Source organism: Baekduia alba (genome assembly GCF_028416635.1).
GTDB classification, from domain to species: Bacteria; Actinomycetota; Thermoleophilia; order Solirubrobacterales; family Solirubrobacteraceae; genus Baekduia; species Baekduia alba.
Map to the genome: position 1 here is coordinate 5,460,134 of NZ_CP114013.1, position 23,520 is coordinate 5,483,653.

Here is a 23,520-nt window from a genome sequence, read left to right on the forward strand (position 1 = left end):
CGCAGCTTCCGCCGCCGAGACTCGTCGAGGAGCGACGACGCGGTGCGCGTCGCCGCTCCTGTCGGGCGACGGACGCCTACGACGTGGGCCTCGAGATCGGGCTGCAGTAGGACAGAACGCCGCTGCTGTTGCGCGCGCATGATCTGACCTGCACTGTGTAGCCGTCGTCGAGCGACGACACGCACTTCTGGGCCGTCTTCGTGGACCCAGCAGATGCAGTCGCGACAGTCGAGAGGTGGAACGAGTAACCCTCGGAGTTCGTGTACCAGATGTCGGTCTGGATGGAGTACCCATCGCTCCCCACCGTGTCATTCGCGCCGATGACCTCTTGGCCGCTCGCACAGGAACTGCCAGTCGGGGAGTCCCAGAAGTAACCGTGTCCGATGTATTGGCCCGACTTAGTCACGTTGAGGTAGGAATCGCTGGCCAACGCGGGTGCGGAACTGAGTCCGGCGAGGAGGAGCGCGGCGCCACAGCCGAGCGCCCCTCGTAGTGCGTGCTTGGTGGTCTTGCTCATGCGGTCTGCTCCGGGTGTGGATCGTTGAAAACGTGTTGCCTCGGTGGCAACTCGGGGCATTGTGACCGCCGGAACCGCTCGCAAAATGCCGGTCCTGGGCGATGTGGTTCAACGACTGCGATCACCCTCGCGTGACGCACGCAGAGCTTCGCGCGCATCTGGATCGACTTCGGTCGGTTGTTGTAGATATATGCCTATGCAGAGGGATGACGTCGGCTGGCGAGAAGCTCGACGGCTTGACGGTCGTCGATGCCGGCGCCGGCGCCGGGTTGGTGGCCGCGGCGCGTCGCGTGCGCACGACGGCGGCGGACCGGCGTCCCAGGAAGCCAAGTGATCTAGGGCGCCGCTCGCGAGCAGATCGCCGAGCTGGGTGGCCGATGCCTCGGCCGCCTGCTTGTCGATCAAGGACTCAGGTTCGAGCTCGTGCAGCAGCTCGTGATGCTGCAGCCCTTCGACCAGCGACGGGTCCATGAAGTACGGACGATCGAGCATGTACTACGGGACGAGCAACGCGACTCCGTCGAAGAACAACAACAAGTTCTTGATGTAGTCCGAGGCTCGCCACATCGGCCGGGGTAGTAGAAGGCGACGCTCGGAAGATCGGAACCGTTCACGACAGTCGCATCAAGCCCGTTGCGAAGCCGCCGTGCCTCGTCCAGCGGGTCCGCCGGCCAGCGCCCGGTGCGCCGGCGGGGACGCTCGGCGGGCGCCCGGCAGCGGGCTGAATCGACACGAATCCAACGTGATCCACGGGCATCTCGCCGGTTTCAAGCACTAGTGCCTGAAACTGACGCCAGAAGCAGGCCGCATAACAACGCTCCCGAGACGACGAAACCCCTGTGTTAGCAGGGGTTCCATTCACATGGAGTTAGGGGGACTCGAACCCCCGACCTCCTGGGTGCGATGCAAGCAACTTGGGTTGTGGGAGGACGCGGATGGTCAGGGGAGGCTGTTCTGACGGGGGATTCGGGCGGCGTCGGTGACCGTCAGGGTCGCTCGTTGTTCCCCGGGTGTTCCCTCTCCGTTCCCCTGGACTCGTCGGGCCTCTCGACGCCGAGAGGCCCGCTCAGATCACGGGAGGCGCTGCGCCGGCGGCTATCGAGGAAGGCAACCAGGAAGCCACCGGCGAGCAGTTTCGGCCGTCAGCCGGTTACGACATCACTTCCTGCGGGACTTCCGACACCTGCGGAACGGCCACGCTGGAACGGACGCGCGCAAAGCCGGGGTTCGACTTGTCGGTGAGGACGTTGTAGACCGCGTATCCGACTTCTTTCGTGCCGCCCACCGAGAAGGCGCCCTTCGCGGTGAACTTACCCGCAACGCCAGCCCAATGCTCACCCTTCGACCAGTCGACGGCCTTCAAGGACTCGATCGCGTCGCGCATGACGCGAGTGCGATCCCATTCGTCCGCGTCGAGGATGCCCTTACCGATTGCGCCGACGGCTGCGAGCACAGGGGCCGAACCCGCCAAGCAGTTCTCGCGGTCTACCACTGCCGCTGCGAACGTGTTGAGGTACAACTCGATCCAATCGCGAGCGACCTTCTCGAGCTCCTCGATGTCTTGGTCATCGATGGGCGCGGGCTTCGAGCCGTACTGGACGCCGGCCATGCCGAACTTCGTGTTGACCACGAACTGCCGCAAAGATTGCACGGTCATCTTCTTCTTGCTGCGCTTGGGCAGCTGTCGGGCCTGCTTGTCGACTGCGCCAGTCAGGAACGGCACCTTCGTCTCGATGTCACCCACGATCTTCATCAGCGGATCCTTTGTGTCCATCGACAGGCCGAGGCTCGTGTTGGGACGGACGGCAAGGATGTTGAGATCGTGGAAGAACTGACGAGCCGCGTTCGTAGGGATGCCGTGATGAATCACCATCGCGAGAGGGAACTTGCGATGCGCGGTCTTGATCTCGGGGCTGGCCTCCTCGCCTGCGACCACGAAGTGACCCGTCACTTGCGTCTCGCCGTCGATCGCCAGCAACTTCTGACCCTGAGGTAGCAAGATGTAGGTGTCACGTCCCCCGGGGGGTGACACGACCTCGAGCTGGTCGTGAGACCACGTATGGGTCGGGGGCAGGACGCCAACGATGTGACCGACGACGAGATCCCGGATGTACTGAGCGTACTTCGGGACGTTTGACTTCTTGGCCCCGGTGAGCGCCCGCTGGATGAGTTCGTGGATGGCTGCTTCTTCCTCGAGCCGTTCGGCCTCATACCCGCTTCGGCGAGCGTTCGGCTGAAGATCGCGCGGATCGCGCATGACGGCCTCGAGCTGCCCGAAGTTCGTCGTTGCGAGGAACGAGTTCTCGGACAGCTGGATGCCCTTGATGTAGATCCCGGCCGAGAGATCGAGGGTGAACTGCTGCTGCGGAGCGTCCATGACGCTTTGCCTCCTAGGCTCTCGCCTGAGGTACCATCGTCGCACCGCTGCGATCAGGCCCTCGGGCTTGGTTTTCGGTAGAAGGCCGTTGGAGTTCGCGCTCCAGCGGCCTTTTCTTGTTTTGAGAGCATAGGCCCCCGAGGCTGTACGGTCAACCCCTGAGATGCAAAAGACAATCTCGAGAAGGATTGAAGCACTCTCGATCTAGGCGCCCAGGGTGATCAAAAACAGCTCGAGGGTGGCTTAGAGACACGAGGTGATCAGGCTGACAGGCTCTCTCGCCTGATTGAGGGGCTTGGCAGAACGACGTTGGGCGGGTTCCACCGCCTCGTCGCCTGCGCCGACGAGACCAGCCGGTCTCCGTACAACTGCGCGCTAAGCCGGAACAGAGACCGAAGACGCGAACACGGTCTCGCCGACCGTGTTGCCGTCGTCGTCCTGGGCGATGAGGAAGACCTCGCTCGCCGACTCCGGTTCAGCCTGGGCGATGCCTGCGAGGCAGTCGAGAGCGGCGGCGCGTTCGTTGAACGCGTCGACGAGGTTCCCGGTGCTGTCGAAGATCGAGTAGGTCATCGCTGCAACGCCAAGGGTAGAGGTCAGCTGCTGACTTTCACAACATCGGTCACGCAACTCGCAAGCTGAAGCGGCCGGCCCCACACCGACCAGTGCGCCGGGCCGCCGGTCTTCGCGACGCAGAGACCGAGTCCGGGAACCAGATCGATGGTCGCGACGTGCCCGCCGAGCTTTGGGACGCGGCCCGCGAGCTGGGCCGCGACGTCGGCCGAGGCGAACATCGAGAGCGCCATGTGGATGACCGCTGCGCGGTCCTCGGGGCCGCGAGGCGGCAGACCCTGCTCGTAGTGCGACCGCAACGCCTCAGCGAACCGCTCGTCGTCCCGCGCACGACTCACCCGATACAGCCGCTGCGGCTCCCCGACGACGACCACTTCGACTGACCGCAACAGCGACATCGGACCCGGCATCGTCAGCCACCGTATCGAGCACCTCGGCGACCCCCGACGAGCACCGTTCCGGTCGCTTCGACGACCCTGATTCAGCGAGCCACCAGGACCGGCACACACTTGCATCCGCTTGAATGCGGCCTCTGGTGGTGCGATTGGTCGAGGGTGTTCCGGTCGCCTCGTCGACTAGGAAGACGTGCCCTTCGAGCCTCCGAGCGTGGCAGAGCTCCTGTCGCAGATCGCAGGTGATCCCGAGGCGCTGGCTGCGCTCCGTCGGCTCGTCGGTGCAGGGAGCGGCCGCGGGACGCCCGCCTACACCGTCGCGACGTTGGCGGCGACCCTCGGCGTTACCGAGCGCGTCGTTCGCAACGCGAGAAGTCGCGGGGAACTTCGCGCGGTCAAGCGCGGGTCGCGCTGGTACATCGCCACGGACGCAGTGGATGAGTGGACGCACGAGGCCGCCGACGTGTCACGAACTACCCGTCGATTCGCACGCGACCGTTCCCCGCTCGCAACGACCTTCGCCCAGATCGACGACCGTCCCCGTCGGTCGGCGTAGCATCGGCAGCCGTCGTGAGTGTCCATCGCAAAGGTGCGAAGTGGGTGGTCCGGTATCGGGAGGGAGACCGGAACCGGTCGCGCAGCTTCGGCCGCAAGGGCGATGCCGAGCGGTTCGGTATCGAGGTGTCGCGTCGCAGGGAACTTGGTGTTCTTGGTTCCCTCGATGGCGGGCGCGAGACCCTGGACGAGTTCGTCATCCAGACCTGGGCACCAACGCACAGCGTCATGCTCGCGCCGAAGACGCGCAAGCACTACGCCTCGCTCTACGACCATCACATCGCGCCGACCCTCGGCCCGCTCCAGCTCCGAGCGATCCGGCCGGAGACGATCTCGCGCTGGCAGGCCGACCGGCTCGCCGCCGACGCTGGACCTACCGCGGTCCGCCACGCCCTCGATCTACTCGGTTCCCTCCTTCAACGCGCCGTCGAGGCCGAGCGCATCGCCGCCAACCCCGTCCGGCTGGTCCGTCGCGCTCGGCTCCCACGCCGCAAGGAGACCCGACCGCTCGCCCCGGCCGCCGTCGAGCGGATGCGCGCGGCAGCCGCCCAGCGCGACGCCACGCTGTTCTCCGTCCTGGCCTACGCCGGCCTCCGGCCCGGCGAGGCCCTCGCGCTCCAGTGGGACGACATCCGCGACAACACGCTGCTCATCGAGCGCGCGCTGTCGCTCGGCGAGGACGCCGACACCAAGACGACCGCGCACCGCACGGTCCGGCTCCTCGCGCCACTCAGGTCAGATCTCACCGAGTGGCGTCTCGCCTGCGGTCGCCCGCCGGGGAACACGCTCGTGTTCCCCAACCACCGCGCCGCACCCTGGACCGAGCCCGCCTACCAGTCCTGGCGCCGCCGCTCTTTCGACGCCGCGCGCACGGCAGCACAGATCGACCGGGCCACGCCCTACACGCTGCGCCACAGCTTCGCGAGCCTGCTCCTGCACGAAGGCCGCAGCGTCATCTACGTCGCGCGCCAGCTCGGTCACGACGCCCGCTTGACGCTCACGCGCTACGGCCACGTCATCGATGAGCTCGAGGACCAGCCACAGGTCTCCGCCCAGCAGGCCATCCGCGAGGCCCGTTCCCTCTCCGTTCCCCGCAGCGCTTCAGAGCCCGCAACCGCGAGCGCTCCGGAAACAAAGAAGCCCCGCAAAAGCGGGGCTTCTACCGAGGTGGAGCTAGGGGGACTCGAACCCCCGACCTCCTGGGTGCGATGCAGGGAGCTGCGCCGAAAGAGGCCCATCTGCGGCCTCGCGCTTCGACACCGAAGCGCGGGCGGTCGTCGATGCGCTGCGCGTCCGCGTCCGCTACCACGGCCTCGGCGGGGCAGACCCGCCGGCGGACGCTCAGCCCGCAACTCCCGCTCGGCCACACCGCCGCCACCGCGCCGGAGGCCGCGCGCCCGCCAGACTCGCTCGCCCGTACCCCGCTGGCGATGTCCGCCAGCGGTCAGATGTCCCGTTCAGGCGCCCCGCGACCTCGACGGTCGCGGTGTCAGGTGGCGACTCCGGCGCGGCGCCCGGCCAACCGGCGATCGGCGTACCCGCGGCCCTCCTCGGCGTCTCCGAGCACCGCGCCCGCGATGTCAGCCAGAGTGACGATCCGCCCGCCGCCGCCCCACGTGCCGTCCGGGACCTCGTTCGCGAACACCCAGACTCGCGTGGGGTCCCGCTCGTAGGCTCCCTGCTCGGCGTCCAACACGGTCTCGGTCACCTCGGCGACCATCCGCTGCCGGCGATCGGCATCGAACTGGCCCTCCGGCACCGAGGCGATGATCCGATAACGCGGCTCGTCGGTGGGCTCTCCGGCCACGTACAGCGCCACCGGTCGGTGTAGGAAGACCCACGCGATCGAGCGGGCCACGGGATTGGACGGATCGGCGCCCTCGTTGCGAAGCAAGATGTCGGTGAGGCTCGCGAGCAGCTCCTGCTCCGCCTCGACCGACAGCGCCCCTTCTGGGATGAACGCGTCAAGCATTGGCATGGGTAGACCTCCTTCGCGCCCCCGTAGAAGGAGCGCTGAGTTGCTTTATGCAACTGACTCTACATCGTTGCCGGGGCCGTCGCCACGCGGGCGGTCTCGGCATCGGCGCGGCGGCGCGCCTCGAGCAGTTGGCGCGTCAGGTCACGGGGGCGAGGGCGGCGGCCGGCGCGCTGCTCGCTCATCGCCGAGCGCGCCTCGGCCGCCTCTCGGGCGTAGGTCCGACGACCGGGAGCAGCGGCGGCAAAGCGGCTCGTGCAGCTCGTCGAGCCGGGGGCGGCCGAGCCTCAATCACCTCACGCTGGCCGAGTTGGCGGCCTCGTAGGTCGCGCGAGTCGAGATCTCGCGCTTGAGCTCGACGAACCGCAGGCGGCCACGGGCATTGAGCGTCCAGAGGATCGGCGTGGTCCAGCGGCTGAAGATGATGTCGACCACTGGGTCGATCGGGCACGCCTGCCTCGGATCGAGGCTCCGCGGGGTGCTCGTGACGGCGTCTTGTCTCATACGGCCCATCCTCTTCAGATAGTCAGTTTCCCCTAGGTACCTAGTATAGCTTCGATGCTAGCTTCGCTCCCTTCCTGACCAGAGGCATCGCTGTACACGACGAGCGGCACGCTCGTCGGGCGCCTCAACCGCACGAAGGGCTAGACGAATGACAGCAGCGAACACACAATTGTTGCGCTCCACTCTGGAGGCGTGATCAATGGCCACAGCTACTACGACGCCGGAGGCGGAGACCGATGCTTCAGCGCTCGGTACGCGTCGCGGCAAGCTGACGCTTGCGCTGTTGTGCACGATCGCGTTCCTCGATTTCGTTGACGCGTCGATCGTCAACGTCGCCTTGCCCACCATGGGCGAAGACCTCGGCTTCTCCGTGCAGAACTTGCAATGGGTGGTGAGCGGATACCTCTTGACCTACGGCGGGTTCATGCTGCTCGGCGGGCGCGCCGCAGATCTTTTCGGCCGGCAGCGCATCCTCGTCGCCGGCACGGTCGTCTTCGCGCTTTCGTCACTGACTGGCGGCCTGGCCCAGAGTTCAGGCATGCTGGTCGCCGCCCGATTGGTCCAGGGGCTCGGCGCAGCGATGATGCTCCCGGCCGCACTGTCGCTGCTGACGACAACGTTCACCGGTACCGACCGCCACAAGGCTCTCGGTGTCTGGGGCGGCGTCGCCGGTCTGGCTTCGGCGGTTGGCGTGCTGCTGGGCGGGGTGTTGTCGGACGGACCGGGATGGCGGTGGGTGCTGCTCGTCAACGAGCCCGTGTGCATCGCAGCCGTCATTTGCATCTACCTGTTGTTTGAGGACGACCGTCGCCATCCCGACCTGCGCAAGCTGGACCTTCGCGGAGCGGTGCTGAGCACCTCCGGCATGCTGCTTCTGGTCTACACCTTGGTCAAAGCGCCGGATGTGGGGTGGGGCGCCGGTCGAACGGTCGCCGGGCTGGCGGGCGCTGTCGCGCTGCTGGTGATCTTCGTCGCCAACGAAGCGCGCAGCGCCAACCCGCTGCTGCCGCTGTCGATCTTCAGGATCAAGGGACTAGCCGCCGCCAACGTGACGCAGCTGATCGGCGTCGCGGGGATCATCTCGATGTTCTTCTTCCTGACGTTGTACATGCAGAACGTCCTCGGCTACTCGCAGATCAAGACCGGCCTGGCGTATCTACCGCTGTGCTTCGGTGTGGGCATCGCGGCAGGCATCTCGTCGCAGTTGCTGGCCAAGGTCGGTACCCGGCCGGTGATGATCGGTGGCGCCTTACTGGCGTCGGGCGGCGTGTTCTGGCTGTCGAAGGTCCCGGTTGGGGGCTCCTTCCTGAGCGACATGCTCCCCGGCATGATGCTGGCCTCGTTCGGGCTTGGCGCCGTCTTCGTCTCGGTGACGACGGCGGCCAACGAAGGAGTTCCGGCCGATCAGGCCGGTCTAGCCGCAGCACTGCTCAACGCGTTTCAGCAAGTCGGGGGCGCACTTGGCCTGGCCGTGTTCTCCGCGCTGGCGACATCGCGCACGAGCAACCAGCTCGCCGACCACGTCCCGCCACCCGAGGCGCTGACGGCCGGTTTTCAGCGCGCGTTGCTGGCCTGCAGCATCTGCCTCGCCGCTGCGGCGCTCTTCGCGATGCGGACCAGCAACACCCGTGGTGAGCTGGTCGATCCTCAAGCTGTCGACGACGAACAAGCTCGCCACACCTCCGTGCTCGACGCCGTCTGATCGGGGTTGTGGAACACCCGGTGGGCCCTGGTCGAGCGGCTGGGTCCACCGGGTGGCCGCAAGCCCAAGCGACCAGAAACCATGGATGCCGCAGGTCTGTAGAAGACGTGGCGGAAACTTCGTTCCCGAGCAGAAGCGACGGAGCTTGGCGGCCATCGTCGCGCCGTGCCACCGGTTCTCGTGCGACGGCACGAGCGCCACGTCGGCGCGCCAGCCGGTTGGGATCGGTGCCCTTCGTCAAAGGCTTTGCCGAAGCCGCGGCCGAGCGCGGGTGGGTACTCGTCGCGGTCGTAGCCGGCCTTCGTCTTAGCGCCCCTCAGCAGTCGCCGGCGACGGTCGCCCGCGTCGACGCGGTTGAGGATGAGAGTGCGCGGCCACCCCTTCCGGAGCGCCCGCGGCGGCGGCGGTGGGGCGCCATAACCGGTCCTTACGACAACGGCGCCGGATGCATGCGCGTCGGCGAGGACCAGTCGACCTGAAGCGTCGCTCCCATACTGACCGGGCGGTGCGGATGGTCTGGCCGGCAGCGTGTCTCGGGACTCCAGATGCCCATGCGGGTTGGGACTCCGGCCCCCGACGCTTGCCCGTGACCGGCGTCCGATGCGTTGCGCAGGTCGGCGACCGCTTGGACGACCGACGCAGAGCGTTTGGCGACGTCGTCCCACTTGGCCGGCGCGCTGGACCACGACGAGCGCGGCCGCCTCAGCGAGGTCTTCGCGTACCCGACCGCCGGCGGCTGGCCTCAGCCTCCGCAATCTCGGGGTGGATCAGACCCGTCCATCGACCCGGAGCCACTCCAGCCCTTCACCGGAAATCGCTGCTGCTGCGGTGGGCTCGGCTGCGGAGGGCTCGTCGATGGCCGTGGTGGGTCTGGCGGGGAGGTGGCGGATGTCGGGCACGGCAAGGAGCGCGACGAGTGTCGCGACGGCAAGGCCGAACGCCATCCACAGCGCGGTGCTGGTTCCGATCAGGGCGGCGATCGGCGCCCAGATCGCGAGCCCGAGTGGTGCGAAGACGAGTGATCCGAACCAGTCATAGGAGCTGACGCGGGAGAGCGACTCGTCGGGGACGTGGCGCTGCAGCGTCGACTCCCAGACGGAGATCCCGAGCGTCATCCCCGCGCCCGCGAGGAGCGCTCCGCAGACGAGCAGCGGCACTGACGGGGATGCGGCCAGGCACGCGAGGGGGATCACGAAGAGGCCGTCGGCGAAGGCCACGAACACCAGCGGCCGTCGCGGATCGACCTGGGTGGCCAACAGGCTGCCGACGAGCGCTCCGACGCCCACCGCGGCCAGGGCCGTACCCCACGCGGCCGCGCCGCCGAGGTCACGCTCGGCGATGACCGGCCCCAGCACGTTCCACGCGCTCCAGACAACGTTGCCCATCGCGAAGTAGGCGACGACTGACCACACCCATCTGCGCGATCGAAAGGCGTTCCATCCCTCGCGCAGGTCCTTGAGGAAGGGGCTCGACTCAGCTGCGACGTTGGTGGGAAGCCGCAGCAGCACCAGGCACCCCGCGCTCAACGCGAACGTCGAGGCGTCGAGCGCGATCGCCCACCCGGCTCCGACGGTGGCCACGAGCACGCCGGCGGTGATTGGGCCGAGGATCTCACCAGTCGAGATGGCGCTCGAGCGCAGCGCATTGGCCGGCTGCAACTGCTCGGACGGGACGATCGCCGGCAGCAGCCCGATCGTCGCGGGACTGAAGAAGCCGGTGGCGACACCGGCGACACCGGCCAGGAGCGCGAGCATCCACACCTCTGCCGCGCCCGTGACGAGCACCGCCGCCATCGTCCCCTGGCTCGCCACGCGGATCAGGTCCGCGATGACCATCACCGCGCGTCGGGAGGCACGGTCGCCATCTCTGGGCGTAACTGGCCTCGTACTTCGCTGCGACGCTCGTGGACCGGTGGCCCGCCTTCCGTGCGTTGCTCGAAGCTGACGTCGCTCACCGCGCACGCCGGTTCGCAGACGGCGGTGCCCAGGCGCTGTTCGCCGACCTGCACCGCGCCGTGCACCTGCGAGACGGCGGCCGGCTCGACCTCGCGACCCGGTACCACGCCCCGACCTCGCTCGACGGCCGTGGGCTGCTCCTCATGCCCTCGGTGTTCGCGTGGCCATCGATCTACGCCGTCACGGACCCACCCTGATCTACGCCGCACGCGGCGTCGCCACGGCCTGGGGAGCCCACCCCCGATCCGGGTCCGGTGGCGCTCGCGCGTGTCCTGGGCCGCTCCCGCACCCAGCTGCTCCAGGCTCTCGACGTTCCACGCGCCGGGCGCGCCCTCGCACAGGCGCTTCAGGTGACTCCTAGCGCGATCTCCCAGCACATCGCCACCTTGCGCGACGCCGGTCTCGTGAGAACCTATCGCGACGGCCGGCACGTCATGTGCTGTCGCACCGAGCTCGCCGACCAGCTCATCGAGGCCACGACCCCTCGTCGTGACCCATAGCTCGCCAGTTCTCATCGTCGTCGGTCAGGGACCTATCAGATATCTTGTCTGTTCGAGAGCGGCGCGTGCCTCATCCAGGTGTGACGCCGGCACGAGCACCAGGTCGGCGTGGTTGTGCTCGAGCTTCGTGTCGTGCCGCTCCCGCGCCGTCGACGCTGGGCGGATCTGGACGGAGGAGCCGCAACCGCGCAAGCGTTCGGCGACGCCGCGCGCGAGGCCAGGCAGCGTGCTCTCGTTGGTACTCACATAGGCTGTCGCGATGCCCGCCCTCCTGACCAACGCGCTGCGACTCATCACTCGAACCTCCATCGTCGTCGCGGCCGTGCTCTCGGCCTCGGCCGGTGCCGCGTTCGGCCAGGCCGCGCCCGTGCCCGTCGGCAACCTGACGATGCTCGCGTCGTCGGACATCGACTTCCTCGACCCCGGACACACCTACTACACGTTCGGCGAGATGGTGACGCTCGCGACCAATCGGCCGCTCTACTCGTTCAAGCCCGACGACGCGCTGCACCCGGTGCCCGACCTGGCCGCCGACCAGCCGCTGATCTCCGCCGACCAGAAGACCGTCACGGTCACCATCAGGCCGGGGATCAGGTACGCGCCGCCGGTCAACCGCGAGGTCACCTCGGCCGACGTCAAATACGCCTTCGAGCGCTTCTTCTCCGCCAACGTCGGCGGCCAGTACCCGGGCTACTTCAGCGTCATCAAGGGCGCGCCGTCGCGCCCGACCCGCGGCGCCCGCTCGATCTCCGGCATCGCCACGCCGGATGCGCGGACGATCGTCTTCTCGCTCAAGCGACGGTCGGGTGTGTCGTTCGCCACCGCGCTGGTCATGCCGATCACCGTGCCCGTGCCCGCCGAGTACGCCAAGCCGTTCGACGCGCACAACCCGTCGACCTACAACACGCACGTCGCCTTCACCGGCCCCTACATGGTGCAGAACACCCCCTCGGGCTCGCTGAGCGGGTACCGGTCCGGGAAGTCCATCCAGCTGGTCCGCAACCCGAACTGGGACGCGGCCACCGACTACCGGCCGGCCTACCTCACCTCGATCCTCATCCGCACCGACGCGGCCGACAGCGCCGCGAGCGCGCGGCAGGTCGCCGCCGGCCGCGACCTGCTGCTCGACACCAACCCGCCGACCACCGTGCTGCGACAGGTGCGCGCCGCGGCGCCGACCCTGCTCAGCACCGTGCAGTCCGGTGGCTTCCGGTACTTCTCGCTGAACACCCAGGTCAAGCCGTTCAACGACATCAACGTGCGCAAGGCCGTGATGGCCGGCTTCGATCGCATGGCGGCGCGGCGGGCGCGCGGCGGCGAGGACGTCGGCGACATCGCCACCCACTTCCTCCCGCCGGACCTGCCCGGCTTCGCCGAGGCCGGCGGCTACGACGGCTTCCCCGACATCGACTACTTCAACAAGACCAACGAGTCGGGGAACCGGGCACTCGCCGCCAAGTACCTCAAGAAGGCTGGCTACAAGTCCGGCAAGTACAAGGGCGGCCGGCGGCTCCTGCTCGTGGGGGCCAACACCGACCCAGGCAAGGCGCAGATCGAGGTCGCCGCCAGCCAGCTGCGGAAGCTGGGGTTCAAGGTTCGCTTGCGCCTGGTCCCGCAGGACGAGGTCTACACGGACTGGTGCCAGGTCCCCGCCAAGAAGGTCGCGATGTGCGCCGCCGGCTGGTTCAAGGACTTCGCCGATCCGCAGTCGATGCTCGAGCCGGTCTTCAAGGGCAGCCTGATCAGCCGCCGCGGGGGCAACATCAACTACTCGATGTTCGACGACCGCAAGGTCGACGCCGCCATGGACGCGGCATCGGTGACCAGCGGCGACGAGCGCCTGCGCCGGTGGGCAGCGATCGACAAGATGCTGATCGGCCACGCCGCGGCCATCCCGTTCCTCTGGGACAAGACGACGCTGCTGCACGCGCCGAACGTCGCGAGCGTCCCGAACCCCTATGTCGCGCTCTGGGATCTGTCCTTCACCTCGATCACTCCGTGACCCCCAGCGCGCTGCTCGGTCCGACAGCGCTGGGAGGATCCGACGCATGCCCAGCCGACGAGTCGTGATCGACCACATGGCGATCGGGGTCAGCGATCTGCGCGCCAGCCGGCGGTTCTACCTCGCGGCGCTCGCCCCGCTCGGGTTCGTCGAGCAGGGCAGCTGGAGCGAGGACGCGCGCGAGGTGGCCTTCGGCCCCGACGACCTGGACGACTTCGCGATCTCCACGTACTACCCGACGACGGGCGGTGGCCATGTGGCCTTCTCGGCCGACTCCCGCGAGCAGGTCGACGCCTTCCACGACGCCGCGCTCGCGGCCGGCGCCACCGACAACGGCGGCCCGGGCGTCCGGCCCGAGTACTCGGCCGGCTACTACGGCGCGTTCGTGCTCGACCCCGACGGCTACAACGTCGAAGCGGTCTACCACGAGCCACAGGGGCGGCGCTGACCGGGCGCCGGCGCGCTGAAGCGGCGACGCCGATGAGCTCGCCGCCCTGGCATCGTCCTGGGGACATGCCCGAATCGCTCTGGAGTCGCGTCGCCGACCTCACCCTGACCATCGCCGAGCATCGCTGGGAGAACGTGGCGCCGCCCGGTGAGCCGGAGCACGGCCGCTACATCCTGCACCTGAGCGACGGGACGATCGAGGGGCTCGGCGAGGAGGTCGGCGGGACCATGATCGACGGGGACGGGGCGTTCCTCGCGCTCGCGCCGTCCCTGCCGCTCGCGGGCACGTGGACGCTCGCCTCGTTCAGCGACCACGTCGCCGGCCTCGACCTGTGGGCCGAGCCGCCGGAGTGGGAAATGGCGCGTCGACTGCGGCGGTGGGCGTTCGAGTCGGCCGCGCTGGACCTGGCCCTCGCGCAGAGCGGCCGCTCGCTCGCCGAGGCCCTCGGCCGCGTGTCGAAGCCGGTGCGCTTCGCCAACTCGCTCGGGCTCGGCGACCCGCCATCGTTCGCGACGATCGGCCGCCGGCTGGAGCGCTACCCGGCCCTGCGCTTCAAGCTCGACGCGCAGCCGTCTTGGTCGGCGTCGCTCACCGCTGAGGTCGCGGCGACGGGCGCGGTCGACGTCATCGACTTCAAGGGCCGCTACGGGCTCGAGGTCGAGGTCGAGGACGAGGCGGCGGTGCTGGCGATGTACCGCGAGGTCATCCCGCGCTTCCCGGACGCCATCCTCGAGGACCCGCACGACCTGCCGGAGGTGGCCGAGCTGCTCGAGCCGCACGCGGCGCGCGTGTCATTCGACGCGCCGATCGCGACGGCGGCGGACATCACGACGACGATCGTCAACGTCAAGCCGTCGCGGATCGGCAGCGTGCGCGCGTTGTTGGACATCTACGATCACTGCGAGCAGACCGGCGTGCGCATGTACGGCGGCGGCATGGGCGAGCGCGAGGTCGCCCGCGGCCAGATCGAGCTGCTGGCCTCGCTCTTCCACGCCGACAGCACCAACGACGTCGCGCCGTCGCCCTACAACCAGGCCGACCTGCCGGCGGGGCTGCCGCAGAGCCCCCTGGTCCCCGGCGCCCCCGCGCCGGGGTTCCGCTGGAGCTAGCCGGGAGCGACGCCGCGGCCCAGCCCTCGGCACCACGCCGCGCCCGCGAAGAGTCAGCCGGCCTCACCAAGTTCGCTGGTGACACGTCAGCGAGCTGACAACGGCCGCCGACCAGCCCGACCCGGCCCGCGTGCGTCAGGTCGCCCGTGCCGGACGGCCGTCGTCGGCGTCCCTCCCGTACCACGCCGACGGTCCCGATGTTGGGGGAACTGACGCTCGAATTCGGTGTGAGGGACAAGGAGCGCCGGTCGCGCGGCGACACCCGCTTGACGTGCCGTCCACGGGTCGCGACGGTGGTCGCGGACATCCCCACTCGAGGAGAGCGACTCATGCTTGGTGTGACGCGCATCACGCGACCCTTCCCGCGCTGACCCATGCCGCGCGCAGCGGTCCGGCAGCTGGTGGCGATGTTCGCGGCCGTGCTCGCGCTGGCCGCGAGCGCGGCGGCCGCTCGAGCCGACGTGCTGGTCGACGAGAGCTTCGCCGGTCCGACGTCGGCGGCGCCGCTGCGCGTCGGCGGCAGCTTCGTCCCGTGCCTGACCGCGTCGACCGACGTGTCCCAGGCCAACGTCGCGGGCTGCGCGCCGGGGCAGCCGTCGATCCCGCCCGGCGGGGACCCGCCCGGCTCCGGCACGCTGCGGCTGACCGACAACGGCCACGACCGCTCGGGCTTCGCGATCTATCGGCATGTGTTCCCCTTCACGTCGGGGCTGCGGATGACGTTCACGTCGTTCGCCTACAACGGCACCCGCGTGCCCGGCTATGGCGCGGCCGACGGCATCTCGGTGTTCTTCACCGACGGCAGCGTCGGGGCCGACCGTCCCGGCGCCTTCGGCGGGAGCCTGGGCTACGCGCAGAAGTCCATCGACTTCGACGCCACCGTCCCCGACCTCCCCGGGATCCCGGGCGGCTTCCTGGGGGTCGGCGTCGACGAGTTCGGCAACTACGCCAACGACCGCGAGGCCCGCGGCTACGGATGCGCGAACCGCGTCGATCGCAACATCCATCCCAACTACATCACCTTGCGCGGACCGGGCGAGCTCGGCTCGGGCTGGCTGCGCGGATACTGCGTCCTGGATCGCGCCCCCGCCCCGGCGCCCGGGGTCCTGGACCAGCCCGACGCGATCTCGCGGACCGCGCCGAGCGTCGCGCATACGTTCCGGGTCGAGGTCGACCCGCTCGGCCAGGCGGACGGCACGCCGAACCCGAACGCCCATGTCCGCGTCTTCGCCGACATGACCAACAACGGGACGTTCGTGCCGGTCCTCGACGCGCCGCTGGCGCCGAACCCGCCGGCGACCTTCGAGTTCGGCTTCGGGTCCTCGACCGGCCAGGGCACCAACGTCCACGAGCTCCGCGCGCTGCGCGTCGAGACCGTCGCGAGCCTGCCGCGCTACACGTTGAGCAAGCGCCAGCCCGCCCCGATGCACGCCGGGCAGCGCGGCGTCTTCGACCTCCAGGCGACCCTCGCCGCCGACGGCGGCGTCGCCTACGCGCCCGTCACGCTCCACGACCCCCTGCCCGCCGGGATGACCGTCGCCGAGCCCCCGCGCGGCACCGGCTGGGACTGCAGCGCGACGATCGTCGGCACCGACACGGTCGACTGCACCCACCCCGCCTCGCTCGAGCATCCGATCCGCCCCGGCACCGCGCTGCCGCCCCTCTCGGTCACGGTGCAGCTCGCCCCCGACATCGCCGACCACGTGGTCAACCGGGCCGAGCTCGACGGCCCGGAGATCCTGACCCCCGTGATCGCCGAGGATCCGGTCGACGTGGTGCGCTCGGTCGACGTCGCCGTGCGCAAGACCGCGTCCCCGGCCCGGGTCGCCGCCGGCGACCCGACGAGCTTCGTCCTGATCGCCACCAACAACGGGCCGGGCGACGCGCGCGACGTCATCGTCACCGATCAGCTTCCGCCGGCGTTGACCGTGACCGCCGTGCACGTGACCGTCGGCACCTGCACGCAGACGCTGACGACGGTGCGGTGCGCACTGGGCACGCTGGCCGCCGGCGCCAGCGCCCAGGTGACCGTCGACGTCTCCAGCCCGGCCGGCCTGGCCGCCCAGACCGTCCGCAACGACGCCGTCGTCCAGACGACCGATCCCGACACCGACCCCGCCAACGACCGCGCCTCGGCGCCCGTCGAGATCGTCGGGCCCGGCGAACCCGACCAGCCGGTGTCGGCCGCCGACATCCGCCTGACCGTCGACAAGCACGCCTCAAGCCCTCGGGCCCGCGTCGGCAGCACGGTCGGCTACACCATCCACGTGCACAACGCCGGGCCCACGACCGCGCACGACGCCCGCCTCGTCGACACGCTGTCGATCGCGCACACCGTCAACCGGATCGCGGCCGCCGGGGGGTCCTGCGTCCGCCTCGTCGGCGCCTTCACCTGCCGGTTCGGCGACCTCGCTTCCGGCGCGACCACCACCGTGACGGCGCGCGTCACCTTCCTGCGCTCGGGCCAGGCGATCAACGTCGCCAGCGTCCTGCCCTCCGCCGGCCCGCTGACCGACCGCGCCGCGCGGGCCGACGTCGCGGTCGTCGGCGGCACCGCCCTGCGCATCGCCAAGACCGCCGACCACGCGCGCGTCAACGTGGGGGACCGCATCCGCTACCGCATCGCCGTCCGCTCGCTCGGACCCGACCCCGCGACGGGCGTCCTGGTCTGCGACCGGCTGCCCCGCGCGCTGCATCTCGTCGCGGCACCGCACAGCACCACCCGCCGCGGACGGCTGGTGTGCTGGACGATCCCGAGCATCGCCGCGGGGAGCACGCGGACCTTCGCCCTCACCGCCCAGGCGATCGCGCCATCGGACGCGGCGCGCAACCTCGCCTCCGCCCGCGCGGTCGGCGTCGCGGCCGTCCGCGCCCTGCGGAGCGTCGCGATCCGCCCGGTGCCGCCGCCGCCGGGTCTCGGCTGAACGTCCCGCAGCCTGCGGCTTCGCAAGCTCGAAACCTCAGGTCAGATCGGACGGAGTCCAGAGCCCTCAGGAGAACGCCGCCGCGTGGTCGCCGAGGAAGTCTTCGACGTCTCGCGGAGGGTGCCCGACGACGTCGAGGAAGTCGCCGCTGACGGCGTCGCCCCAGCCGGCGGCGTAGGCCTGGGAGTACTCGATGATCATGTCGGCGATCCACGGCGGGACCGCGTAGTCCACGAGGGTCGTCCGCTGGGTCTCGTCGGAGACCGGCAGGTACGCGACCGGCTTGCCGAGGATCCGGGTGAGCCCGTGCGCGACGTCGGCGAAGGTGAGCGATCGGGGTCCGGTCAAGGTGTAGGTCTTGCCGTCGTGCCGCTCGGGCTCGTCGGTGAGCACTCGGGCCGCGAACTGGGCGATGTCGCGGACGTCGACCATGCCTAGCCGGCCGTCGCCGGCGTTGAGGGAGAAGGCTCCCTGCGCCGCGATGTCGTCCGCCTCGTTGAGCAGGTTCTGCATGAACCAGCAGGGGCGCAGGATCGTCCAGCGCATCCCCGACGCCTGCAGCTCGCGGTCCGACAAGGCGTGGAGCCGTCCGCTGCGCGTCGGCGCGTCGTGGGCCGCGCCGATCACCGAGAGCCGGACCACCCGCTCGACGCTGGCCTGCCGGGCGGCCCAGACCGCGTTCATGCTGTTCTCCGAGGCGCGCGGCCCGTTGGGGACCAGCAGCCACAGGTCCTGGACCCCCTTCGAAGGCCGGCGGCAGCGTCCGCGGGTCGTCCAGGTCGCCGACCGCGACCTCGACGCCCTGGTCCTGCAGCGGCGCGGCCCTGGCCGGGTCGCGGACCAGCGCCCGGAGGTCGACGTCGGCGTCGCGCAGCGTCGCCATCAGCGCGCTGGAGACGCTGCCGGTGGCGCCGGTGATCAACAAGGTGCGGCTCATGGTCGGTGCGTCCTTTCGTGATGGATGGGTCAGCGGGTCGCGGAGGCACGGGTCCGCGGAATCGCGTCCAGGAGCGCGCGCGCCGCCTGCGGCGTGAGCTGGGCGCCGACGATCGAGGCCATGGCCAGCAGGAACCCGGCCGTCTGGAGGGTGGTGAGCGGCTCGCCGAGCGCCAGCCAGCCCAGCGCGGTCGCGACCACCGGCGAGAGCAGCACGAGGAACGACACCGCCGCGACCGGCAGCCGGCCCACGCCTTGGAACCAGAGCGCGTAGGCCACCAACGTGCCGACGACCGCCAGCCAGGCGTAGCCGCCGACCGCGGCCGCGTCGAAGTGGGGGAGCGCGCCCTCGAAGAGCACCGCGAGCGGGACGAGCAGCAGGCCGCCCGCGGTGAGCTGCCACCCGGTGAACGCCAGCACGCCGACACCGGTAGGAGCTCCCCAGCGTTTCACGAGCACGATGCCGGTGGCCATCGACGCTGCGGCCGCGACGCCCGCGACGATGCCGAGGACGTCGAAGGTCGCGTTGCCGCGCAGCACCATCAACGCGACGCCCGCCACGCCCGCCACGCCCCAACCGAGCCGCCAGGGGGTCGGCCGCTCGCCCAGCAGCACGATGCCCAAACCGGCGACGAGGAGGGGCTGCATGGACGTGAGGGTGGCCGCGACGCCGCCGGGCAGGCGGTAGGCGGCGACGAACAGCAGCGCGTTGAACGCCCCGATGTTGAGCACGCCCAGCACCGCACAGCGCCACCACCACCGCCCGCGCGGCAGCGCGTGGGTGAGCAGCAGGAGCACCAGCCCCGCGGGGAGCGTGCGCAGCACGCCGGACAGCAGCGGGCGGTCCGGCGGCAGGAACTGGGTGGTCACCAGGTACGTCGTCCCCCACGTCATCGGCGCGACGGCGGCGAGAGCGGTGAACACCGCGGTGCGCGGCGCGCCGTCGGCGGTGGCCGGCTCGCGAGCCTGAGCCATGTGATTTATTCCCTTCAACGTCGTATAGTTCAACGTTAAAGAGTTTAGGCCTCGCGATATTCTCTTGTCAACTGCTTCGACCGCGAGGAGGGTCTGGATGGGCGACAACGTCGACCGCGTGCTGGAGCAATGGCGCGCTGAGCGGCCCGACGTGGAGGCGTCGCCGATGGGCGTCATCGGCCGCGTCCAGCGCGCGAGCCGCCTGCTCGATCGCGCGTTGAGCGACAACTTCGCCAACCACGGCCTGCAGCTCTGGGAGTTCGACATCCTGGCGACCCTGCGCCGGTCCGGGCCGCCGTTCCGGCTCACCGCCGGCGCGCTCTCGGCCAGCTCCATGGTCACGTCTGGCGCCATCACCAACCGCATCGACCGGCTGGTGGCCCGAGGCCTGGTGACGCGCGAGACCGATCCGCACAACCGGCGCTCGGTCGTCATCACGTTGGCCGCGAGCGGTCAGACGCTCATCGACGACGCCCTCGTCCAGCACGTCGCGCATGAGGAGACCCTGCTGGCGTCGCTGAGCGCCAAGCAGCAGCAGCAGCTCGCGGCGCTGCTGCGCACCCTGCTCACCGGGCTCGGGGACGTTCCGGCCCAGCCGGAGCGGTGAGCGACGCCGAGTCGCCGCTCACCGCCCGCGAGGACGGTCAGCCGACGAGGTCGCCGACCCGCTCGGCGTGCCAGCGCTCGGCGTTCTCGATCGTGACCTCCGGGCTGAGCATCGCCCCGTCGAAGGCCTCCTGAGGGCGGGCCTCCGCCAGCCGCCGCGGCCAATCGGGATTCGCCAGCGCGCCGTGGCCGAGCGCGACGAGGTCCGCGTGGCCGTCGTCGAGCACCGAGCCCGCCAGATCCGGGTCGTGCATGCCGCCGTTGGCGATCACCGGCACCGCGCAGCACTCGCGCGCGAGCCCCGTGATGCTGACGTCGGGCGCCAGGAACGACGTCTGCACCCACGGGGCGCCCTCGCTCGCGACGTGCACGTAGCTCGGGAGCGCCTGCGCCAGCGCGCCGAAGATCGCGCGGCCCTCCTCGACGCCGTCCCAGCGGTAGGCGAGGTCGTTGACCTTGACCTGGGAGACGCGGACGCCCACGAGCAGCTCGCCGTCCGTCGCGGCCCGCGCCGCGGCGATCGCCTCGACCGTCAGGCGGGCCCGGCGCTCGGGCGCGCCGCCGTAGGCGTCGTCGCGCAGGTTGGTGTACTTGGTCAGGAACTGGTCGAAGAGGTAGCCGTTGGCCGCGTGGATCTCGACGCCGTCGAAGCCGGCCTCCCGCGCCCGGGCGGCGCCGGCGGCGACGCCGGCGAGCACCTCCTCCAGGTCGCCCGCGGTCGCGGCGCGCGGCGTCGCGTACGGTCCGCCCGGGCCTCCGTAACCCCGGAGCATGCGCCCCTTCGGCGCGACGGCCGAGGGCGCGATCGCCTCCGACCGGTGCGCGTTGCCCTGGACCAGCGCGCCGGCGTGCATGAGCTGGGCGACGATGCGCCCGCCCTGGGCGTGCACCGCCTCGACGACCGCGCGCCAGCCCGCGACCTGCGCGTCGGTGACGAGCGCCGGCTGGTCGGGATACGCCTGGCTGTGCGCGTGGTCGAAGTACGTGCCCTCGCCGACGACCAGCCCGAAGCCGCCCGCGGCGAAGGCCGCGTAGTAGCGCGCCATCGCCTCGGTGGGCACGCCGTCGCCGGCGGTGCTGACCCGCGACATCGGGGCGACCGCCGCGCGGTTGGCGAGGTCGAGCGACCCGATGCGGATCGGCTCGAGGACAGGATGGACGGCGGTCATGGGGAGCTCCTAGTTGAGGTGGATGGCCAGCGGCGTCGGACGACCGCCGTTGATCTCGACGAGGTCCTGCGGGCAGGCGGACAGCACGACGAGCAGGTCGTCGAGGGCCCGGAGCGTGACGCCCTCGCCCGGACGGGTGAGCGCGGGGCGCCAGCTCAGCGCCCCGGCGTCCACCGGGATGTTCATGAACAGGTTGATCGGCTGCGGCACGACGTCCAGCGCCACGCCGTGCTCGGCGAGCGCGGTCCGCAGGTTCTCGGCGCACGACGCGTGGCCGGTTGCGCCCAGCGCGGCGTAGCGCGCGGGATCGCAGGCGGCGATCAGCATGTCGTGGACGCCGGGGGTGTCGTCGGCGACGAGCTCGAGCAGCGGCCGTCGCAGCGTGGAGACGAACGCCTCGCCCGGCCGCGGGAACAGGCGGTCCAGCCGCGCACGGGTGTGCGCCGCGCTGACGTGCTCGGACGGGTCGGCGGCGACGAACGCGAACAGGTCGCCGACCTGCCCGCCCTCGACGTCGACGACGCGGAACGTCCGGCCGCGCTCGACGAGCACCGCGCGCCCGGTGGCGGCGGGCACGGTCAGGACGGTCGGGGTCTCGACGCTGCGCATGGTCGGCACACCACCACGCCAGGGCACCGTCCGGAATTGGAGATAGCTCCACTCTCGTGGCGAAATGGTGTGTGAACGTCAATCGCCGAAGGCGTGCAGCGCGAGGTGGAAGTCCACGCGGTCCTCGGTGCTCTGGAGGTCGCGGCCCGTGAGCTCCTCGATGCGCCGCAGCCGGTTGCGCAGCGTGTTGACGTGCACGTGAAGCGCGTCGGCCGTCACGCTCCAGCGCCCGCCGCCGGCCAGGAACGCCGTCAGCGTGCGCTCCAGGTCCGAGCCGTGCGCCCGGTCGTGCTCGCGCAGCGGCCCGAGCACGGCGCTGGTGAACTCCTCCAGCGCCGTCTGCTCCTGCAGGCCGAGCAGCACGCGATGGGACCCCACGTGGTGGAACGTCATCACCGGCGATCCACGGCGCCGGCGCTGGGCGGCGCGCCGCGCCTCGCGGGCCTCCAGCAGGCTCCGGCGCAGGCCAGCGTGGCCGTCGGCGACGCGTCCGACCCCGGCCACCGCGCGCCGGCGCGGCCACGCCCCGACGACCGTCGCGACGAGCGCCTCGGCGACCTCGGCCAGCGCCTCCGGGTCGTGGGGCCAGGCGACGACGGCGAGCGCGTCGTCGGTGCCCTGCGGCACGACCACCGCCGCGCCGCGCTGCAGCCAGAAGCGGCCGACGACCGTGCTGAGCCCCGACGCCGTCGGCGTCCCTTCGTCGGCGAAGGCGACCGAGACCGCGACCAGCGGCCCGTCCGGATCCAGCGCGAACGAGCGCAGGCGACCCGGGACCTCGTGCCCCCGGCGGGTGGCGTCGAGGACCATCTCGATGAGCTCGCCGGCGAAGCGCGCCTCGACGGCGGCCAGCGCCTGGCGGCGCGTGACCTCCAGCGTGATGAAGCGCGCCGTCTGGGCCAGCGCCGCCCGCTCGGCCGGCGTCAGCTCGACCACCGACCGGCCGCAGACCAGCAGCGCCTCGACGGCGCCGAGGCCCTCGACGGCGTAGATCGCCGCCGGGCGCCCGTCGGCGAGCGCCACCTCCGCGCGGCGCGGGCCGTCGATGGCGCCCAGGATCGCGTCGACGTCGAGCGCTTCCGGCGCGAGGCCGTCATGGGCCATGATCTGGCCGGCATGGTCGACGAGCGCGACGGGGAGCTGGTGATCGCGGGTCAGGAGGGCGAGCACGTCGGTCTCGTGCGCGCCACGGGCCACGGCCTGCACGAGCGCGTCGCCGCGGCTGACGGACTGGAGCAGCTCGTGCTGGCGCTCGGCGGCCTGCAGCGCCGCGAGCGCCTCGGTCACCGCCGCGAACGGCACCTCGATGGCCAGCGTGAGCAGCGGCACCCCGGCCGCGCGGCAGGCGTCGACGAGGCCGTCGGGCACCGCCGGGCGCTCGGCCAGCAGGCCGAACAGCAGGCCGCAGGCGCCGCTGTCGGCGACCGCCCGGACGTAGCTGGCGATGCCCCGGTTGCCGGCCAGCCAGATGCCGTTGGTGAGCACCAGCTCGCCGGCGCGCAGGTACGGGCTGGGGTCCTCGAGCTCGGTGACGTGGGCCCAGCGCACCTCGCGGTCGAGCGCGACCGGGTCGGTGAGGACGGCGATGCGCAGCTCCGGCAGGGCGGCGAGCTCACGGATGGTGGCCATGGGCAAACGGACAGTACCGAGCCAGACGACTGGAGGTTCGCCTACTTCACTCCGGACCGCGGA

22 protein-coding genes and 2 pseudogenes are annotated in these 23,520 nt (G+C 70.6%); 10 read left to right on the forward strand and 14 right to left on the reverse strand.

The genetic code is table 11. The features are described 5' to 3' along the window. Positions 1-76: 76 nt before the first annotated feature. The 5 genes from DSM104299_RS27305 to DSM104299_RS27325 form a co-directional block, all read right to left on the reverse strand. Entirely contained in the window at positions 77-517 is a 441-nt protein-coding gene (locus DSM104299_RS27305; RefSeq protein WP_272474833.1) for a hypothetical protein, read from the reverse strand. 108 nt (positions 518-625) lie between these two features. Continuing rightward, a complete protein-coding gene (locus DSM104299_RS27310; RefSeq protein ID WP_272474834.1) occupies positions 626-988 on the reverse strand; it encodes a hypothetical protein in 363 nt (120 codons plus the stop codon). Between the two features lie 679 nt (positions 989-1,667). Continuing rightward, positions 1,668-2,894 carry a DNA sulfur modification protein DndB gene (locus tag DSM104299_RS27315; protein ID WP_272474835.1) on the reverse strand — a complete coding sequence of 409 codons (1,227 nt, stop codon included), beginning with the start codon at positions 2,892-2,894 and terminating at the stop codon, positions 1,668-1,670. A 375-nt stretch (positions 2,895-3,269) separates the two neighbouring features. Then, entirely contained in the window at positions 3,270-3,467 is a 198-nt protein-coding gene (locus tag DSM104299_RS27320; RefSeq protein WP_272474836.1) for a hypothetical protein, read from the reverse strand. Positions 3,468-3,490: 23 nt separating this feature from the next. Beyond that, a complete protein-coding gene (locus tag DSM104299_RS27325; protein WP_272474837.1) occupies positions 3,491-3,865 on the reverse strand; it encodes a hypothetical protein in 375 nt (124 codons plus the stop codon). A 208-nt stretch (positions 3,866-4,073) separates the two neighbouring features. Between DSM104299_RS27325 and DSM104299_RS27330 the strand changes: the two genes are divergently transcribed. Both DSM104299_RS27330 and DSM104299_RS29635 read left to right on the forward strand, forming a co-directional pair. After that, on the forward strand, positions 4,074-4,415 hold the full coding sequence (locus tag DSM104299_RS27330) for a helix-turn-helix domain-containing protein (protein WP_272474838.1): 342 nt from the start codon (positions 4,074-4,076) through the stop codon (positions 4,413-4,415). Between the two features lie 125 nt (positions 4,416-4,540). After that, positions 4,541-6,007 (forward strand): tyrosine-type recombinase/integrase, encoded by a 1,467-nt coding sequence (locus DSM104299_RS29635; protein WP_432419792.1) that lies wholly within the window; start codon positions 4,541-4,543, stop codon positions 6,005-6,007. Here DSM104299_RS29635 and DSM104299_RS27340 read toward each other — a convergent pair. Then, positions 5,904-6,386 carry a tautomerase family protein gene (locus DSM104299_RS27340; protein WP_272474840.1) on the reverse strand — a complete coding sequence of 161 codons (483 nt, stop codon included), beginning with the start codon at positions 6,384-6,386 and terminating at the stop codon, positions 5,904-5,906. The genes DSM104299_RS29635 and DSM104299_RS27340 overlap by 104 nt on opposite strands. 336 nt (positions 6,387-6,722) lie before the next feature. Beyond that, positions 6,723-6,893: pseudogene (locus DSM104299_RS27345) on the reverse strand (winged helix-turn-helix transcriptional regulator); the annotation flags it as partial. Positions 6,894-7,092: 199 nt separating this feature from the next. On the opposite strand from DSM104299_RS27345, the gene DSM104299_RS27350 reads away from it, so the two are divergent. Further along, positions 7,093-8,595, forward strand: coding sequence for an MFS transporter (locus tag DSM104299_RS27350; protein WP_272474842.1), 1,503 nt, complete (start codon positions 7,093-7,095; stop codon positions 8,593-8,595). 767 nt (positions 8,596-9,362) lie between these two features. On the opposite strand, the gene DSM104299_RS27355 is transcribed toward DSM104299_RS27350, so the two are convergent. Further along, positions 9,363-10,556 (reverse strand): MFS transporter, encoded by a 1,194-nt coding sequence (locus DSM104299_RS27355; protein WP_272474843.1) that lies wholly within the window; start codon positions 10,554-10,556, stop codon positions 9,363-9,365. Here DSM104299_RS27355 and DSM104299_RS27360 point away from each other — a divergent pair. From DSM104299_RS27360 to DSM104299_RS27380, 6 genes are all read left to right on the forward strand, one after another. Beyond that, positions 10,499-10,747: a DUF5937 family protein gene (locus DSM104299_RS27360; protein WP_272474844.1), complete on the forward strand. Its 249-nt coding sequence runs from the start codon at positions 10,499-10,501 to the stop codon at positions 10,745-10,747. The genes DSM104299_RS27355 and DSM104299_RS27360 overlap by 58 nt on opposite strands. 57 nt (positions 10,748-10,804) lie before the next feature. Next, positions 10,805-11,050: an ArsR family transcriptional regulator gene (locus tag DSM104299_RS29640; RefSeq protein WP_432419756.1), complete on the forward strand. Its 246-nt coding sequence runs from the start codon at positions 10,805-10,807 to the stop codon at positions 11,048-11,050. A 259-nt stretch (positions 11,051-11,309) separates the two neighbouring features. Beyond that, positions 11,310-13,052 (forward strand): ABC transporter substrate-binding protein, encoded by a 1,743-nt coding sequence (locus tag DSM104299_RS27365; RefSeq protein WP_272474845.1) that lies wholly within the window; start codon positions 11,310-11,312, stop codon positions 13,050-13,052. Positions 13,053-13,098: 46 nt separating this feature from the next. After that, a complete protein-coding gene (locus DSM104299_RS27370) occupies positions 13,099-13,500 on the forward strand; it encodes a VOC family protein (protein WP_272474846.1) in 402 nt (133 codons plus the stop codon). A 65-nt stretch (positions 13,501-13,565) separates the two neighbouring features. Then, a complete protein-coding gene (locus DSM104299_RS27375) occupies positions 13,566-14,609 on the forward strand; it encodes an enolase-like domain-containing protein (RefSeq protein ID WP_272474847.1) in 1,044 nt (347 codons plus the stop codon). Positions 14,610-14,983: 374 nt separating this feature from the next. Further along, the gene (locus DSM104299_RS27380; RefSeq protein WP_272474848.1) at positions 14,984-17,533 is read left to right on the forward strand and encodes a hypothetical protein; all 2,550 of its coding nucleotides are present in this window, start codon (positions 14,984-14,986) and stop codon (positions 17,531-17,533) included. Between the two features lie 66 nt (positions 17,534-17,599). Here DSM104299_RS27380 and DSM104299_RS27385 read toward each other — a convergent pair whose 3' ends face one another. The 3 genes and pseudogenes from DSM104299_RS27385 to DSM104299_RS27390 form a co-directional block, all read right to left on the reverse strand. Continuing rightward, positions 17,600-18,217, reverse strand: a complete 618-nt coding sequence (locus DSM104299_RS27385) for an NAD(P)H-binding protein (protein WP_349294479.1) — start codon at positions 18,215-18,217, stop codon at positions 17,600-17,602. A gap of 115 nt (positions 18,218-18,332) precedes the next feature. Further along, a pseudogene (locus tag DSM104299_RS29485) lies at positions 18,333-18,470 on the reverse strand (SDR family NAD(P)-dependent oxidoreductase); the annotation flags it as partial. A gap of 29 nt (positions 18,471-18,499) precedes the next feature. Next, positions 18,500-19,444: an EamA family transporter gene (locus DSM104299_RS27390; RefSeq protein WP_272474849.1), complete on the reverse strand. Its 945-nt coding sequence runs from the start codon at positions 19,442-19,444 to the stop codon at positions 18,500-18,502. A gap of 97 nt (positions 19,445-19,541) precedes the next feature. Between DSM104299_RS27390 and DSM104299_RS27395 the strand changes: the two genes are divergently transcribed. Then, positions 19,542-20,051 (forward strand): MarR family winged helix-turn-helix transcriptional regulator, encoded by a 510-nt coding sequence (locus tag DSM104299_RS27395; protein ID WP_272474850.1) that lies wholly within the window; start codon positions 19,542-19,544, stop codon positions 20,049-20,051. Positions 20,052-20,088: 37 nt separating this feature from the next. Here the strand turns inward: DSM104299_RS27395 and DSM104299_RS27400 are convergent, their stop codons facing one another. From DSM104299_RS27400 to DSM104299_RS27410, 3 genes are all read right to left on the reverse strand, one after another. Further along, the gene (locus tag DSM104299_RS27400; protein WP_272474851.1) at positions 20,089-21,219 is read right to left on the reverse strand and encodes an NADH:flavin oxidoreductase; all 1,131 of its coding nucleotides are present in this window, start codon (positions 21,217-21,219) and stop codon (positions 20,089-20,091) included. 9 nt (positions 21,220-21,228) lie between these two features. Further along, complete coding sequence (locus tag DSM104299_RS27405) at positions 21,229-21,828, reverse strand: urea carboxylase-associated family protein (protein WP_272474852.1); 600 nt, start codon at positions 21,826-21,828, stop codon at positions 21,229-21,231. Between the two features lie 78 nt (positions 21,829-21,906). After that, complete coding sequence (locus tag DSM104299_RS27410) at positions 21,907-23,457, reverse strand: PucR family transcriptional regulator (RefSeq protein ID WP_272474853.1); 1,551 nt, start codon at positions 23,455-23,457, stop codon at positions 21,907-21,909. Positions 23,458-23,520: the final 63 nt, after the last annotated feature.